Here is a 16,700-nt window from a genome sequence, read left to right on the forward strand (position 1 = left end):
TCATACCTGTTTCGTATAATTGGTAGGAGCGTGAAAATAATGTATATGACCATCAAAGAACCAAGAGAGAAAATCGCTAATCAAGCGGTACAAGTCTGGCGTATCTCCAACACCATTGGGCACGGTATCGCCCTCATTGTTTTAGGAATCCTGTTATACTGCAGCGAGCATTTTCAGTGGTATGGTTGGATCCAGATTACCCTGTATATAATCCTAGGTATTATAGGCTTATCAGCTATTTACTCTATTTTTATTGAACCTGTTTTTCTTCAAAAAACTTGGCGTTATGAGATTGATGAAGACTTTGTCCAAATGAAAAACGGAAAGTGGAATGAAAGTCATACATTGGTTCCAATGGAAAAAGTGGAGTTTGTTCGTACAGAGCAAGGTCCCATCATGAGAAGATTTGAACTATTCAACCTAATAATAGGCACCACAACAACCCAGCACACCATACCAGCTATCCCAGCAGAAGAGGCCAAACGATTAAAAGCAGAAATTGCCCAGTTAGCCAAAGTAAAAGAGAGCGACTTGACTGAAAGGAACGAAGAATGATGCCACAAGAGGTCAAAAGGTTCCATCCCGCGTGGATAGCCGTTGAAGTATTCGCCCTACTGAAAAATTCCATCGCCATCTTCCTCTTTCTTTTTGTGTTAAAAATTAATTCTACTTCTGAGTGGATTGTATGGGGACGTTACCTTTTCTTAGTAGGTATTGCGTGGACGCTGATTGTCATCGTATTGAAGTGGTTTCTTTACCGGTATGAAGTAGTTGGGGATTCTATTGTCCTTAAAGAAGGTGTTTTCGTAAAAGAACAACGCACTGTTTCCATTGATAAAATTCAAAACCACCATTCAAAAACAACCTTTATCCATAAATGGTTTGGCCTTACTTCTCTGACCTTGGAAACAGGAACAACCGTAGAAGGTTCCGCTGTACATTTTCCGGTCTTGACCGTCTCTGAAAAAGACCGAATCCTTTCAAGGTTGTTAGATAAAGCTCCTTCAGAAGGTGAAGTTGACATGGATAAGGTAGAGTATGGTGGCGAGAAGAGGGTTCACTTCCTCTCCAATAAAAAGGATTTATTGAAAGCCTCCTTTACATCGTTGAGCTTTCTGGCCATCTTTCCTTTGCTAACCACCATCTATTTCAATCTTGCCGATTTTTTTAATATTGAGGACACTGCGGAAGGCGCTTTTGACTATTTGCTTCTGCACTGGTGGATGTTGATTATTCTTTTTGTATTGGCCATGGTCATCTCTGTGGGCATCGGCTATTTGCAGACAACCGTCAAGTATGGAAACTACGAAATTAGCGATGACGCTGAGCGTATCTATATAAAAAAAGGTGTTGGAAGCACAAGCACCTTTGCTATATCAAAAGAGAAAGTACAAGCAGTGGTGGTAGAGCAGTCTCTTATAAAACGCCTGCTCGGACTTGCATCTGTTAAGATAATTAGTGTCGGTGAAATGAAAACAGAAGAGCAAGAAACAAGCTCCCTCTACCCTTTCATGCCAAAGCATGAAGCGTACTTGCTATTGGAAACGCTATTACCTCAATATCCGATTCAAGAGAAAATGGAACGTTTTCCAATTAAAGTGCTATGGTACAAGCTCTTGGTGCCATACTACTTTACGATCATTGCAGCTGTCGGCCTTTTCTTATTTAAAAAAGAGTGGCTCTGGGCTGCAGGCGTCGTCTTTGCTATCTCACTGATAACACGTGTGCTGGATTACTTTTTTACCAGTTACCTTCGCCAAGGAAACACCATCCAGATTCGAAAAGGCGGACTAACCAACGAAACATTCATCACCCACTACAACCGTATCCAACAGGTATCTGTCGAACACTCCTGGTTGCAACGCAGGTTCGGAATTGCCACCCTATACTTTCAAAACCGTGCAAATCCGCTTCATATTAGTGAACTGAACGGAGTATCAAAAGAGGAAGCCGGGGAGTTTTATAACTGGTTTAAAGGGAAAAGGGAGAGGGTGGTTAGGCGGGAGAGGGTTTCTTAGAGTATTTAAAAAGCAAGGCCCAAGACGGGCCTTGCTTTTTTATTTATTATTCAAATACGCAACAGCCTCTTCAAACTTATCGGTATAAAATTCCGCGTTTTCGTAATCATACATGACCTTATCCTCTGCTATCATATACTCATCTGGATGGATTGCATTAAACAGCCAGTCCCACCAGTTCTTCCGCTCCATCTCTTTTATCGCCTGATTCACTTTGTCTTCATGAACTCTTAGAACTACAAAACGCGGAAACGAAGAAGGTTGTTGTTCAGGGAACTTTCTTTGCAATACTTCCCATTCCTTTAAGTAATGACCGACTTTAATTTCACTGACAACCCCAACACCTATCTCGTCACTGAAGGGCTCGGCAAGCTTGTCATACTCCACTTGCGATAATTCATTTTCTACCAAAATGGCAACAGCGTAATCTTCATATTTCCTTTTCTTTTTAAACATGTACACCCTCCACCTTTCTGTTTTTATCATTGCATGCTAGGAAGGCTGTTTTGTTTTTACCCTGTGGACAACACCCAGTATTTCCTCCATAAGTGACTGTCCCTGAGACTGCTTTGTCTCAAGCATTTCCTTTCCGTTCTTTTGGACCATCCTTAAAGTCCAGTTGGAAGAAGGAGAGGTTAACAAATGCATCCCTTCCACTCTCCACTGCTCGTCTTCACGGTAAAAGGTCATAAGCCGGTTGGTATATTTTTTTCTTTGAATGGCAAGCTCAAATTGCTTTATGATGGAATCTTCTAATGTTAGAGCATGCCTTTCCGATAGCTCGTCCTTATTTTCAACTTTCATGGTCCCACAATAGATGGTGTATTCCTCTGGTGTAAGGTAGAGACTTTTCCTCTGACGGGCTGGAATATTCTCCACCCCCATCAGCATCCGTGGAATGATTACTTGTTTCCAAGTCCAGTCAGGGGCAGGGTGGCTTTGAAGCTCATATTCCTTTTCGGTGCCTTTAGTCACTTCCACCACCCTGTCTTCACTAAAATAAAATAGACTTTGAGTTGAATGATTGGTCAACACTTCAGTAATCATATTGGACCTTGCCATCACCCACAGTGTCTGGATGAAATTTTCTTCAAACTTCAACTCACCATCCACAAGGTCAACCAGCTCCATTTTGTGCAGCTTCTTGAACGTAGCCTCCCATTCCTGCTCCATGTCCTCCTCGCGTTGTCTAAGGAATGGATTGGGAATGCCAACAAGGACTTTTGCTCCGAGCATTTTGGCTAGTAGATAGAGGTCTTTTATTGTCAGGGTCCAGTTCATGAAGCTATTCCCCCTTGATTACTTTTTCTTCTTTTGATACGTTTTTCGTTGATTTTTGGGAAGTCCGAAGTCCGGATACACCTTTTTCACCAAGTCGAAATTTCTTTTAATGAAAAAATATTTATGTACGAATGTTGAAAAGAATGCTGTCACAATCGAAAGTAAAGATATTAAGGAAACTAATAATATTACCGTAAAAGAATCTGAATAGACGACGGACATAATTAATTGGGCCAAAAAGTACCCAATCCCGGAAGCTGCAAGGATCGGAGAAACATTTACACTCGTTCCATTTTGTTGCATTTTTGCATAAAAACCTGAATACAGAGCCTTTACATTCAAAATGTTAAAGATAATAAGTAATCCCCCATAAAGTATTGCTCCTACTATTAGTGGTATGTGGGAACTGATATTTAAATGAGCATACATCAGTTTTTGTGTTGCAAGAAAATAGACGTAAGTATTGATAAATCCATAAGTCCCGAAAAACAAATAATAGGAGTTTTCAAATCTATATGGGTCAATAATATATAAAATTGCCCAAAGGTGAATGATAGCTACAGGAATGATTGCTGTAATAAAATATTCCCATGCATATGGATACGCAAGTAGTGGCAACAGGCCGATTAAGTCTAGTGTTACGATGAAAAAGACCAAGATGTTCCCTCTGTTTTCTTGTGGGGTTTGCAGGTTTAAATATGATAATGCAATTTTGTTTTCTCTTTGATGTTTTTTCAATAAGCTCACCTCAAAACGATACCGATAGAGTTTTCATTATGCCACCCCGTTCAGCTACCGGAGCTGCATGTTGGAGGAAAGCTGTTGATCTTTTTCCACCATCTGCTCTACAGACTGTCTAGTCATTTCTTCGTTATGCAGCAAGAGTGCTTTATAGTTTTCTGTCAGTTGTTCTAATGAGCGGTTTATTTCATTTAATTTATCGACGACATCTAAACGGTTGCCGCTTCCAATTGAAGAAGGGAAAGAGGATGTAAGAGCTTCTGAGGAGGATTTTATTTGTGATAAGGCCTGCTCTATCTCACTTTTCTTTATTTTAATTTCTGTACTCATCTGGAGACCTCCATTGGTTTAATTGTATCGATTGGCAGCCCGTTCTTCTGCAAGCTGCAACTCTAATGAAGCAATGGTTTGTTTAAGTGAACTGATTTCACGAAGAAGTTGTTGAATTTTATTTTCTATACCTGAGAAGATCGCACTGAATTGGCTTTGCTCCATTTCTGAATAATAATGAAGCATTCCATTTGTACGGATATCCTCAAATCGGTTGGCAAGTGTCCCCTGCCAAGTGAACGAGGAAAGCTCGGGACGTGTGACAGAAGCTTTGAAACTAGCAAACTCCTGTTGTTTGCCCCTCAGTTGACTTTGACAGTCTTGGAGACGCTGAAGATGCTGCTGCTTTTCCCTGAGCAGAGCATTGTAATATGCGATAGACAAGTTCATCACCTCATAAGGATCGTATTTATTTTATAGTGAGCCTCTAGGGAGGAGGCTGATTGGATTTTGTTTGTTTCTCAATACCTTTTACTATAACATGGAAGAAAAATACCAAAATGATGAAAACTGTTTATTTTCGGGTTCCTTCAGATGGGTAATTTATACTAATTTGTGAGGATGGGGTTTGATTGATGAGAGTAAGTAGATTTACACCCTACCGGACGAAAAGCACTAGTTATTAAATAGCACATTATATGGAAAATGAAACATGGATTTGGGTATTTTTGGATGAGGAGACATTTGATGGGGAGTCTCTGTTACCGTTTGAGCATTTGTTTACCTGGTTGGGGTGGAGAGAAGCTTTCTCTACTACCGTTTGAACTATTCTCAAACTGTTTCCGGGGGAGAGAGGCGCTCTCTTCTACCGTTTGAGCTCTTCTCGAACTGTTTCGGGAGGAGAGAGGCACTCTCTTCTACCGTTTGAGTTCTTCTCGAACTGTTTCGGGAGGAGAGAGGCACTCTCTTCTTCCGTTTGAGCTCTTCTCGAACTGTTTCGGGAGGAGAGAGGCACTCTCTTCTAACGTTTGAGCTCTTCTCGAACTGTTTGGGGAGGAGAGAGTCACTCTCTTCTACCGTTTGAACTATTCTCAAACTGTTTCGGGGGGAGAGAGGCGCTCTCTTCTTCCGTTTGAACTATTCTCGTCCTGTTTGGGGAGGAGAGAGGCATTCTCCCTCTCCCCTCAATACCCCCTACAAACATCCACCCTGTTCCGCAACTCACCACCGCTCTCCAAAGCCTCCAACGATTCCAAAAAACATGCAACCCCTTCTTCTGGGGTCGTGATCGCGGAAATATGAGGGGTGACCGTCACACTCGGGTGGCTCCATAACGGACTGCCAACAGGTAACGGCTCTTCCTCAAAAACATCCAGGACCGCCGCTTTAAGACCACCGCTATCCAAAGCATTCAACAAAGCGTCATGATCCACGGTCCCTCCCCTTCCCACATTAACAAACACTGCTTTGTTCACCTGACCAAAAAAGCGTTCATCAAACAAACGCTCCGTCTCTATCGTCAACGGCAGTGTATTTATGATAAAGTCTGCCTCCTCTAAACTAACTTCCTCCAATGACATCACCCTGCAAAAATGATCCTTGTCCATCCCACTGCGGGAAACACCTTCTACTTGCACACCAAAAAATGCTAGAATCCTAGCCAATTCCTGGCCAATTTCTCCTGTTCCAAAAACGATTACCTTTATCTCATCTAAGGCACGCGGAGCAACCATCTTCCATTCTCCTCGGCCCTGCTGATCACGAAACGTATCATGATGTTGCAGGTCCTTTAACATATAACTAAGCGTGTACTCGCCAATTTTCTTCCCAAAGGATGTAATTGTTCTAGTTAATAGGATCTCTTCTGGCCATTTATCACCAAGTGCCATGTAACGATCGACACCGGCACCGAGTGAGTGAACCCACTTTAAATTCCCAAATTGAAAGTTCGCCACAGGATGAAATGCCACATAAGCATCTGCCCAATCTAAGTCCTCCGATGTAACATCTTCCTCCGATAAAAAACGAAGATTTCTCCCTTTCAATCTATCCTCAGCATCCAATAATCTCTCTAATTCTTTTACCAACCTACCTGTAAAAAGAATATTAGTTATTTTCATTAATGAGCGCTCCTCGCTAATCTGTATGAACACAATTCTACCATGATAGAGTAAAAGTGTAGTAGCACACTGGACCTAATAAATACGTGATTATAACAGAAAACCGCCTAAATACTGGGTTAATATTTGATAAATGGCTGTAATATCTGTAAAATAGAGTTGTTAAATTAAATTTTTAGGGGGAGTTCGATGAAAAAGAATAGTTTCCTAGCCTTATCTATGGTTCTAGTTTTATCATTATTCTTAGCTGCATGTGGCGGCGGAGATAATGGTTCTAGTGGAGAAGGCGGCAGTGAAGATCCGAAATTAATGAGCATGCTGACAGGTGGAACGAGTGGTACATACTATCCGCTTGGTGGCGCAATGGCAAAAGTAATTACTGATGAAACTGGAATCCAAACAGACGCTGTTTCTTCCAATGCTTCTGCTGATAATGTAGTCGCTCTTTCTGAGGGTGAAGCTGAGATCGCTTTCGTACAAACAGATGTTATTGCTAACGCAGTTGAAGGTACGAATGCATTTGAAGGGAAAGCAGTTGACAATGTTTTGGCAATCGGATCTCTTTATCCAGAAACGGTTCAAATTGTTACACTTGCTGATTCTGGGATCTCTAGTGTAGAAGATTTAAAAGGTAAAAAAGTTTCTGTTGGTGCTCCTGGTTCCGGTACTTATGTGAACGCTGAGCAAATCCTTGAAATTCACGGCATGACAATGGATGATATTGATGCTCAAAACTTAGACTTTGGTGAGTCTACTGGTGGAATCCAAGATGGTAACATCGATGCAGCTTTCATCACTTCTGGTACTCCTACAGGTGCGGTTGACGGTTTGTCCGCTACTAACCCTGTAAGCATTGTTCCAATTGCTCAAGAAAAAGTAGATGAGTTGGTAGAAAAATATCCTTACTATGCTGCAAATACGATTCCAGCTGGAACATACGGAATGGAAAATGAAGTAAACACAGTAGCGGTACTTGCGATGTTAGCAGTATCCAAAGATCTTTCTGAAGATCTAGTTTACAAAATCACAAAAGCAATCTATGAAAATACAGATGCAATCTCCCACGCTAAGGGTGAATTCATCACACTTGAAACAGCAACAGACGGAATCGGTATCGACTTCCACCCTGGTGCTGAAAAGTACTTTAAGGAAGAAGGTCTATTAGACTGATAATTTAAATGTTAGAGGTTCCTAGCTGTTATTTGGAGCACAGGGCGAAGACTCCAACGGGAGGTAGTGCTTAGAGGAAACCCCGCAGGCAAAGCCGAGGAGGCTCCGCAAGCGCCCCGTGGAAAGCGAAGCCCCGTGCGCAAATCAACAGCGGCGTTTAAGGATTCCTAAACAGGACCAAATTGGCCGACACTTAATCTCCATTATGCTGTCGGCCCTTCTTTTTTATTTCTAAGCTTTTAAAAGCTAGGTGGGTTACCATGAAAAAGAAAGTGATTGCCATTATATTATCCTCTACAACCGTATTACTCTTATTGGGGTTTTTTTTGCTCCCATTTCGAACCGCGCTAGTTTTCCATGTACAAAACACCGAACAAATACATGCATTCCTTCCCATTGATGAAGAGGACACATTTCAAATCATCTTTACACATTCCATCCATTTAACAGATGTGGTGGAAAAGTATAGAGTGCGAGATGATCACCACATCGTGCAAACAGAAATCATTTACGAAGAATTCGGGATAGGCATGCCATCGAATGCGGAAGAGGGGGAAGAATTTGTATATGAAAATGGAAAATATCATATAAAAGATTTAAACAACGTATTCTCCTCCATGAATGTCCGAAACGGAAAAACCGTTTCCAAGAACCGCCTTGCCTGGGGCGAGAATGGAGAAAAGATGGTATGGTTTAACGAATACTTTACTCCAGGAGACTGGTATAATGTAAGAGTTGAGAAGTTGACATTATGGCAGTATATGAAAGGAATGAAAATACATGAGTGATAGAAACGACCGACAGGAATTAACGGCTGAAGAACAAGAAAAATTGCTAGAAAAGTACGATCCGGATGCCCAAACAAGAAATCTCTCCGGTTACGCAGCAAAAGTTGTCTTCTTTATGTTGATTGCTTTTTCTCTTTTTCAACTGTACACAGGAATTTTTGGTCAGCTTACAGCTTATCTTCAACGTACTGTTCACTTAGGTTTTGCTTTGACTTTGATATTCTTACTATTTCCAGCCAGAAAAGGTGGAAATAAAACAAAAATAGCTTGGTATGATTACATTTTAGTAGGATTGACCGTTGTTGTATGCGGGTATTGGCCTGTTTACTATGACACGTTAGTGCAACAGATTGGAAGCATCACTTCCGCACAAGCTGTTATAGGTGGCTTGGCGATCCTCTTAGTTATCGAAGCAACAAGGCGTGCTATCGGACTTCCGATTACTATTATCGCCGTTGTGTTTATGGTTTACGCGCTTTTCGGTCCTTACATGCCGGGAATGTTAATCCATAGAGGGCTTAGTCTCGAACAATTAATTCAAACTATGTTCTTTACAACAGATGGGATCCTTGGTACACCATTACAGGTATCATCCACCTATATTTTCTTATTCTTATTATTTGGTGCATTCTTGGTTCAAACTGGTGTCGGGAACTATTTTAATGATTTGGCGATTTCTATAGCGGGCAGACGTACTGGTGGACCTGCAAAAGTTGCTATTTTCTCTAGTGCTTTACAAGGTACCATTTCCGGAAGTTCGGTTGCTAACACCGTTACAACTGGGTCTTACACAATTCCTTTGATGAAACGACTCGGCTATCACCGTAACTTTGCTGGAGCGGTAGAAGCGGCGTCTTCCACTGGTGGACAAATCATGCCGCCAATTATGGGTGCTGCAGCCTTTTTGATGATTGAATTTGCAGGCGTCCCTTATTGGGAGATAGCAAAAGCCGCAACCATTCCTGCAATCCTTTACTTCTCCGGTATTTGGATCATGACCCACTTAGAGGCAAAAAAACAAGGATTACTTGGATTGCCGAAGGAAGAAATTCCAAAGAAAATAGAAGTTTTGAAAAAGATTCATCTGTTACTGCCTATTATCGTTATTGTTGTTCTATTATTCCAAGGGTTTAGTATTGAGAGAACGGCTTTATTAGGTATTTTAAGTACGATTATCGTAAGTTTATTTAGAAAAGATACGAGAATTACGCCAGCTAAATTTATGCTTGCTCTAACAAGCGGGGCACGCACTGCTCTTGGTGTCGCTGCTGCAACGGCATGCGCTGGTATTATCGTTGGGGTTGTAACGAAAACCGGCCTTGGACTTAAGCTCGGAAACAGTCTTGTAAGTATGGCTGCTGCCATTACGTCCACACCAACGTTACTATTATTACTGACTCTATTCTTCACGATGATTGCATCTATCATCTTGGGAATGGGTTCACCGACGACTGCAAACTATATCATTACGTCTACGATCGCGCTTCCTGCTATCTTAGCGCTAAATGATCAATTGGAAGTTGCTATCCCAGTTCTTGCAGCGCACATGTTTGTGTTCTACTTTGGTATTGTAGCCGATATCACCCCACCAGTTGCCTTAGCCGCGTTTGCTGCTACAGGTATATCTAAAGGGGAACCGATACGTACAGGTATTAATGCATCTAAACTTGCCATCGCTGCGTTCATCATTCCATATATGTTTGTGTTCCAACCGCAGCTATTGATGATTGATACAACGATTCCAGAGATTTCTTGGATACTCGTCACATCCATCATTGGAATGATCTCTATTGGAGCCGGGCTAATCGGTTTCTGGTATAGAAAACTTCACTGGATCGAGCGTATCCTTACTGTTTCCACAGGTCTATTGTTGATCTATCCTGAAGCTAATACAGATATCTTCGGATTCATTGCTTTTGGTATTATGCTAGCTTTACAGATTTTCTGGAAGCGTGGGAATACTGGAAAAGGTACGGGGAATGCTGTGGGAGAAGCAAACTAAGCGTATAAAAAGACAAAGCCTGCCTCCATTTGATTGGGGGCAGGCTTTTTTCTAATAAAAAATTAATGTAAAATCAACGTTACCCCTGGGTTTCATAAAAGTTCGTGCCAAAATGCTACGAGTTCGTGCCAAAACCAATTTTCCCTAAACTCCCCGATGTTTTTTCAAGAAAAATAAAAAGCAAAAGGGCGGTTTCTCCCCTAATGCTTCATATACTTTCATATCAATCATGTCACTTTCTCTAACACACTAAAAAGTTTCGCTCTCTTCAAGTACAATACTTGTGCTTCTTCTACAGACACTTCCCTGAATCGGATAGAAGTGCCTGGCTGAGCCTGAGCTAAAAGCGGAATATCATAGGATATGACCGTTGCAATCCTTGTATATCCCCCAGTCGTCTGGCGGTCTGCCATTAAAAGAATAGGACTTCCATCTGCAGGTACTTGAATTCCACCTAGAGGAATCGCTTCCGATATGATATCTGCAGATGTTTTGTGCTGGATTTTCGGTCCTTTCAATCTGTATCCCATGCGATCGGATTGTGGAGTAATTTCGTAGGTAGCTGACAAAAACGTTTCCACAGAAGAGTCATGAAAGGCATCAAGATGCGGTCCAAGACAAACTCTGATTTCCATCTCTTTTTCATAAGATGGAATTTCATCAGGATGGATGGAACGACCTGTTGTTGCCTCATTCGTAGATTCTCCGTATAATACATCATCTTTTTCCAATGCCCTGCCTTGGAGTCCACCTATTTGCGCTTTCAAATATGTCGACTTACTTCCCATAACAACTGGTACGTCAAATCCACCCTCTACACAAATATAGGCGCGGGCTCCTTCTACTGGCCTTCCAAACTCGATAAGCTCCCCTTTTTTCACTTTGAAACTCTTCCACATAGGTGCTTGCTTGCCATTAACTTTTGGGGACAGGTTTCCACCGCAAATGGCAACCACCACGTCCTCTAGCGCCTTTAATTCTGGACCCATGATGGTGACCTCCAAAGCAGCTTCTCCTTTTTCGTTTCCAACTAAAAGGTTGCCTATCTGAAGAGCAAAAGCATCCATTGCTCCAGCAACTACCATTCCAAACTCCTGATAACCTGTTCGGCCCAAATCCTGGAGAGTCGTAAGTAGGCCTGGTTTCATTACTTGAAAAAGCGGACTGCTCATAGTTGATCCACCGCCCCAAAAGCTTGAATCGCTACTTGGTTTTCCTCCAGTTTCACTCTTAGTTTCTGCACAAACTCCAACGCTTCCGGCTCATCTCCGTGCACACAAATGGTGTCTGCCTGGATGGAAATATCCTCTCCGTTGACAGCCGTCACTTTCCCTTCCGTAACCATCCTCAGCACACGCTCGACAGCAAGATCTGCATCATGAATCATCGCATTTGCTAGGGACCTTGGAGTAAGTGTTCCGTCAGGTTGATAGGTCCTGTCAGCAAAAACTTCCTGTGCCACTTTTAACCCGACTTTTTCCCCTGCCCGAACAAGTTCACTTCCAGCCAAGCCGAATAAAATCAGATCTGGATCAACCGCGTGAACCGCTTCTGCTATTGCTGCAGCAACCGCTTCATCTTTGGATGCGAGGTTATACAAAGCTCCGTGCGGTTTTACATGGTGCACATATGTACCAGCTACCTTAGCAGCAGCTTGAATAGCCCCAATTTGATAAACTACTAGGTTGTAGATCTCCTGTTTGCTCATATGCATATCCCTGCGGCCGAAGCCTGCAAGATCAGGGAAACCAGGGTGAGCTCCGATAGAGACTCCAAGGTCCGCGGCGGTCTGGACCGTTTTCATCAAAACGTTATAATCGCCAGCATGAAAACCGCAGGCGATATTAGCAGAAGAAATATACTGAAGTACTTCCTCGTCATTTCCAATCGTATAGGCACCAAAGCTTTCCCCTAAATCACTGTTTATATCAACGGTCTTCATCGTGTGCTCCCCCTTTTGCATAACTCTTCACCTTGTGTTCTCCACATGAAACGGCTTCTTCTATCTCATCATATTCTTTCTGACCAACAGGAACGAAACGGATATAAGCACCGGCAGAAAGAAGGATAGGTTCCTCCCTCTCTGGATCATAAAGCTTCACAGGAGTCCGTCCGATAATCTGCCATCCACCTGGAGTTTCTAAAGGATACACCCCTGTTTGTTCTCCTGCTATTCCAACTGAACCTGCTTCAATTTTAGCACGTGGGTTCTCACGTCTTGGCATAGCTATTTCCTTTGGCATGCCGCCTAGGTAAGGAAAACCGGGGACAAAACCCATCATGTAAATAAGGTAGGGTTGATTCGAGTGAATGGAAACCACCTCGTCCTCTGCCAAACCGTTATAGCTCGCCACTTCTGACAAATCCGGCCCCACATCTCCTCCATAAAGGACAGGAATTTCATAGACGGTGGCATTCGATTGTACTTCTTTCTTCTGCAATACTTTCTTAATATCTTCAAGCGTGTTGCACAAATCCTTGTAGCTGATTTTATCAGGACGATAAAAAACAGTTAAGGTCGTATACGCGGGAACCAACTCTGTAATGCCTTCTATTTCAATTTTCTTAAGGTAATCCGCAAACATCCTGATCTGCTGATTGGTTTCCTCAGATATGTCGGACCCAAATAAAACCTGTATACCTGTATCCCCTAATGGGTGAAATGAAATTTTCAACTTGACTCTCCCCTCAAGTTTTATTTAGGAAAATAATTTCGGAACCTGGTTAATCAGCGTAATAGCCGCAAGATACGCGGTTGAGAGAAACACAATGGCACCGAAAATAGTTAACCACAGCGGATGCTTATAGTCGCCTACAATTTCTTTTTTATATGCTGCAATCAATAACGTCCCAAGTGCAACAGGTAAAATAAGGCCGTTAAACGCACCAGCCAAGATCAACAACAGAACCGGCTCGCCGATAAAGGCAAATATAATGGTAGAAACAATGATGAAGCCAATAATGACCTTTGAGTTATTCTGATCCACTTTTTTGGATAATGTTCGTAAAAAGGAAACCGACGTGTAAGCTGCCCCGACAACAGAGGTAATTCCTGCAGCCCAAAGTACGAGGCCAAACATTTTATAACCAACCGTTCCCGCAGCTTCCATGAACACGGATGCAGGAGGATTGTTTGGATCTAACTTGAATCCCGTTGCCACCACACCAAGCACAGCAAGGAATAAGAAAATACGCATGATAGAGGCGATAACAATTCCGGATACCGAACTCTTCGTAACTTGGTGAAGGTGTTCTTTTCCACTGATACCTGCATCCAACAGTCGATGGCCACCAGCGAACGTGATATAGCCACCTACTGTACCACCAACCAGGGTGATAATGGCAAAAACATCAACCGTTTCCGGCGCAAACGTACGGAAAACAGCCTCTCCAACAGGAGGATTACTTTGGAAGGCCACATAAAGGGTGAGCAAAACCATCATCAATCCCAAGTAACGAGCAATTTTGTCCATAGCCACTCCAGCCTCTTTGGATAGGAAAATCCCTATGGCAATAGCAGCCGTGATGACGGCACCAATACGCACATCCATACCGAAAAGCACGTTCATTCCAAGCCCAGCACCACCGATGTTACCGACGTTAAATGCAAGCCCGCCCAATGCAAACGCGAAAGCGAGGAAATATCCAAGTCCAGGCAAAACCATGTTCGCTATATCCTGCCCTCTTTTTTTAGAAACGGCAATGATTCTCCATACATTTACCTGAACCCCAATGTAGGACATTAAAATAACAAAACCGAAGCTTGCCAATAACTGTTCTGTAAAGACAGCAGTCTGTGTCAAAAATCCGGGCCCAATGGCAGATGCCCCCATCAAGAAGGCCGCTCCAAGCAGGACACTCCAGTTACTCTTGGTAGGCTGTTGTAAATCTGTGTATGTACTCTTCTGTTTTGACGACATTTCTTTACCCCTCCTTTAAATCCCCACTATTATTTTGATATTTTAACACTACCATAAAAGAGTCAAGGATAAAAATTCACACAAAAAAACCACCTTTGGATTAGGTGGTCCTTAATTTTTTTCTACAAAGTACATGGAAAGTGCTCCAAGTCCAACATGTGTTCCAACAGATACACCCATCTGCATGATGTGGATGGTCCCTGTGAAATCTGTTTCATTTTCTATTTTTATTTTCAGATTCTCCGCAATTTTGATATCGGACGTATACCCGATAATGATAAAATCCGTCACCTTTTTGTCCATTCGCTTATTAAACTCTTCCACATAATGCTTGAGGACCCTTTTTAAGCCTCTCTCTTTTGCGACAATGGCCCCTTTACCATTTTTCATCGTCATGATCGGTTTCAGCATCAATAACTTTCCAAGGAATGCACTCGCATTTGTCAGCCTACCACTTTTGATTAAATGATCAAGATCATCCACTGATAGGAAATGCTTCACATTGGTTTTATGGCTCTCGTTAAAATCTACTAACTCCTGAAAAGATGCGCCACTCTCCCTCATCATCGCACTCTTTAGCACAAGCCAACCGCTTCCATGACTCATACACTTTGAATCTACTACATGAATTTTTACAGGTGAATCTGGGTATTCTTCAAAGAAATATCCTTTGGCCAATTCTGCCGACTGATATGACCCGCTTGTGCCGCTCGACATGCAAATGCACAGAATTTCTTTGTATCCGCTCTCAACAGCCTCCTTAATAATTCCCAAATACTCTACCGGACTGGGCATCCCCGTAGTCGGAAATTCCGAAAGCGCCTCCATCATACCGTAAAATTCATCTGGCTCAATGTCCACACGGTCCTTATATGTTTTTCCTTCAATATTTATACTTAATGGTGCCAGACTGATGTCATACATCTCCAACACTTCGTTTGATAAATCACAAGTTGAATCCGCCATTAATTTAATCATTCAGTTCCTCCAATAAAACATACTTCATTTATCATAACTGAAAGGGTTTTAATAGACTATCAAAATTAGATAAAAAGGAAGAGGGTAAAATAAGGAAGATGTTATTTTGAATATTATGTATTTTTTCTCGTGGAATTGTTATAGTTAAATGGACTCTAAGAAAGGATGTGGGACATGCTAGTAAAATCACGTAATTTGTCAGTCGAAATGCAAATTTATCAATCTTTGAACGCACGAACGACCCTTCTTGAGAAAGAAAAGCAATACTTGTGGAATATGGAGAAAGGTTATGAAGGAGAGTGCATGTTTGATGCCCTAACAGAAAAATTAGAGGGCGGTAATCACTTAATTTTGAATGACCTCTTGCTTAAACATAATAACACCACTTTTCAAATTGACTCCTTTATTATCACTCCCCAGAATGCTTATCTTTTTGAAGTTAAGAACTTTGAAGGGGACTACTATTATGATGCCTCTTCTGATCACATGTACTTTAAATCAATATCTAAACCCAAAGAGGTTACCAATCCCCTTACACAACTAAATCGGTGCAATTCGTTGCTCCGCCAATTGCTTAGTAGTTACGGATTCAATTTACCCATTCTCGCTTCCGTAGTATTCATCAACTCCGAATTCACGCTGTACCAATCACCTCTTGATAAACCATTTATTCACCCAACCCAAGTAAACAGATACCTTAAAGGTTTGGAGAATGACTTTTCTTCTAAGCTTAATAGCATGCATAACGCGCTTGCTGAAAAACTAACTTCCCTTCATATGGTGGATTCTCCTTTTAAGAACTTGCCGGGTTATTCTTATGATCAAGTGATAAAGGGATTGGTGTGTGCAGGATGTGCCTCATTGTCTGTATTTGTTGAGGGGCGGTCGGCGCGGTGTGTGAGATGTCATAAGGTCGAGGCGCTTGAGGAGATTGTGCTGCGACAAGTGCGGGAGTTTAGGATGTTGTTTCCGGAGAGGAGAATAACTACTAGTGGTATTTTTGAATGGTGTGGAAAGGGGGTATCTGAGAAGGTCATAAGGCGTATATTGGATAAGCATTTTTCAATAAAAGGTAGCCGCCGTTGGAGTTATTACCAATGATTTTGAGTTAATTCTGATGGGGGCATATAGAGCCTTTCTATTTGACCGTTCTGCTTGTTTGACTCATGCTTCGGGCATTTAGAGTCCTTCTATTTGACTGTTCCGCTTGTTTGACCAGGGCTTCGGGCATTTAGAGTCCTTCTATTTGACTGTTCCGCTTGTTTGACCAGGGCTTCGGGCATTTAGAGTCCTTCTATTTGACCGTTCTGCTTGTTTGACTCATGCTTCGGGCATATAGAGTCCTTCTATTTGACCGTTCTGCTTGTTTGACTCATGCTTCGGGCATTTAGAGTCCTTCTATTTGACCGTTC

The 16,700-nt window shown here is 42.1% G+C and carries 17 protein-coding genes; 6 read left to right on the forward strand and 11 right to left on the reverse strand.

Annotated elements, in window-relative coordinates; translation table 11 throughout:
* The first annotated feature begins 39 nt into the window (after window positions 1–39).
* Window positions 40–555 carry a PH domain-containing protein gene (locus tag HF078_RS03455; protein WP_169289847.1) on the forward strand — a complete coding sequence of 172 codons (516 nt, stop codon included), beginning with the start codon at window positions 40–42 and terminating at the stop codon, window positions 553–555.
* Window positions 552–2,018, forward strand: coding sequence for a PH domain-containing protein (locus HF078_RS03460; protein ID WP_169289848.1), 1,467 nt, complete (start codon window positions 552–554; stop codon window positions 2,016–2,018). The genes HF078_RS03455 and HF078_RS03460 overlap by 4 nt, the downstream gene beginning before the upstream one ends.
* Window positions 2,019–2,057: 39 nt before the next feature.
* Here HF078_RS03460 and HF078_RS03465 read toward each other — a convergent pair whose 3' ends face one another.
* The 6 genes from HF078_RS03465 to HF078_RS03490 form a co-directional block, all read right to left on the reverse strand.
* On the reverse strand, window positions 2,058–2,474 hold the full coding sequence (locus HF078_RS03465; RefSeq protein WP_169289849.1) for a hypothetical protein: 417 nt from the start codon (window positions 2,472–2,474) through the stop codon (window positions 2,058–2,060).
* 36 nt (window positions 2,475–2,510) lie between these two features.
* A complete protein-coding gene (locus HF078_RS03470; protein WP_169289850.1) occupies window positions 2,511–3,299 on the reverse strand; it encodes a hypothetical protein in 789 nt (262 codons plus the stop codon).
* A gap of 18 nt (window positions 3,300–3,317) precedes the next feature.
* Entirely contained in the window at window positions 3,318–4,037 is a 720-nt protein-coding gene (locus tag HF078_RS03475) for a hypothetical protein (RefSeq protein ID WP_169289851.1), read from the reverse strand.
* Window positions 4,038–4,091: 54 nt separating this feature from the next.
* Window positions 4,092–4,370 (reverse strand): YwqI/YxiC family protein, encoded by a 279-nt coding sequence (locus HF078_RS03480; RefSeq protein ID WP_169289852.1) that lies wholly within the window; start codon window positions 4,368–4,370, stop codon window positions 4,092–4,094.
* A gap of 18 nt (window positions 4,371–4,388) precedes the next feature.
* Entirely contained in the window at window positions 4,389–4,754 is a 366-nt protein-coding gene (locus tag HF078_RS03485; protein ID WP_169289853.1) for a YwqH-like family protein, read from the reverse strand.
* A gap of 740 nt (window positions 4,755–5,494) precedes the next feature.
* Window positions 5,495–6,430, reverse strand: a complete 936-nt coding sequence (locus HF078_RS03490; protein WP_169289854.1) for a D-2-hydroxyacid dehydrogenase — start codon at window positions 6,428–6,430, stop codon at window positions 5,495–5,497.
* Window positions 6,431–6,619: 189 nt separating this feature from the next.
* Here HF078_RS03490 and HF078_RS03495 point away from each other — a divergent pair, with 189 nt between their 5' ends.
* The 3 genes from HF078_RS03495 to HF078_RS03505 all read left to right on the forward strand — a co-directional run bounded on the left by HF078_RS03495 (window position 6,620) and on the right by HF078_RS03505 (window position 10,390).
* Window positions 6,620–7,600, forward strand: a complete 981-nt coding sequence (locus HF078_RS03495; RefSeq protein WP_169289855.1) for a TAXI family TRAP transporter solute-binding subunit — start codon at window positions 6,620–6,622, stop codon at window positions 7,598–7,600.
* A 260-nt stretch (window positions 7,601–7,860) separates the two neighbouring features.
* On the forward strand, window positions 7,861–8,388 hold the full coding sequence (locus HF078_RS03500) for a DUF1850 domain-containing protein (protein ID WP_169289856.1): 528 nt from the start codon (window positions 7,861–7,863) through the stop codon (window positions 8,386–8,388).
* Window positions 8,381–10,390 carry a TRAP transporter permease gene (locus tag HF078_RS03505; protein ID WP_169289857.1) on the forward strand — a complete coding sequence of 670 codons (2,010 nt, stop codon included), beginning with the start codon at window positions 8,381–8,383 and terminating at the stop codon, window positions 10,388–10,390. The genes HF078_RS03500 and HF078_RS03505 overlap by 8 nt, the downstream gene beginning before the upstream one ends.
* Window positions 10,391–10,617: 227 nt before the next feature.
* On the opposite strand, the gene HF078_RS03510 is transcribed toward HF078_RS03505, so the two are convergent.
* The 5 genes from HF078_RS03510 to HF078_RS03530 form a co-directional block, all read right to left on the reverse strand.
* The gene (locus HF078_RS03510; protein WP_169289858.1) at window positions 10,618–11,562 is read right to left on the reverse strand and encodes a 5-oxoprolinase subunit C family protein; all 945 of its coding nucleotides are present in this window, start codon (window positions 11,560–11,562) and stop codon (window positions 10,618–10,620) included.
* Entirely contained in the window at window positions 11,559–12,332 is a 774-nt protein-coding gene (locus HF078_RS03515) for a LamB/YcsF family protein (RefSeq protein ID WP_169289859.1), read from the reverse strand. The genes HF078_RS03510 and HF078_RS03515 overlap by 4 nt, the downstream gene beginning before the upstream one ends.
* Window positions 12,319–13,065: a 5-oxoprolinase subunit PxpB gene (gene pxpB / locus HF078_RS03520; RefSeq protein WP_169289860.1), complete on the reverse strand. Its 747-nt coding sequence runs from the start codon at window positions 13,063–13,065 to the stop codon at window positions 12,319–12,321. Before pxpB ends, HF078_RS03515 begins: the two co-directional genes overlap by 14 nt.
* 24 nt (window positions 13,066–13,089) lie before the next feature.
* Window positions 13,090–14,310, reverse strand: coding sequence for an NRAMP family divalent metal transporter (locus HF078_RS03525; protein WP_169289861.1), 1,221 nt, complete (start codon window positions 14,308–14,310; stop codon window positions 13,090–13,092).
* Between the two features lie 111 nt (window positions 14,311–14,421).
* The gene (locus tag HF078_RS03530) at window positions 14,422–15,288 is read right to left on the reverse strand and encodes a DegV family protein (RefSeq protein WP_169289862.1); all 867 of its coding nucleotides are present in this window, start codon (window positions 15,286–15,288) and stop codon (window positions 14,422–14,424) included.
* A gap of 174 nt (window positions 15,289–15,462) precedes the next feature.
* Between HF078_RS03530 and HF078_RS03535 the strand changes: the two genes are divergently transcribed.
* Window positions 15,463–16,389 (forward strand): nuclease-related domain-containing protein, encoded by a 927-nt coding sequence (locus HF078_RS03535; protein ID WP_169289863.1) that lies wholly within the window; start codon window positions 15,463–15,465, stop codon window positions 16,387–16,389.
* The last annotated feature ends 311 nt before the right edge of the window (window positions 16,390–16,700 follow it).

Origin of the sequence: Bacillus sp. RO2, assembly GCF_012911845.1 — a bacterium.
Lineage (GTDB): Bacteria > Bacillota > Bacilli > Bacillales > Bacillaceae_I > Sutcliffiella_A.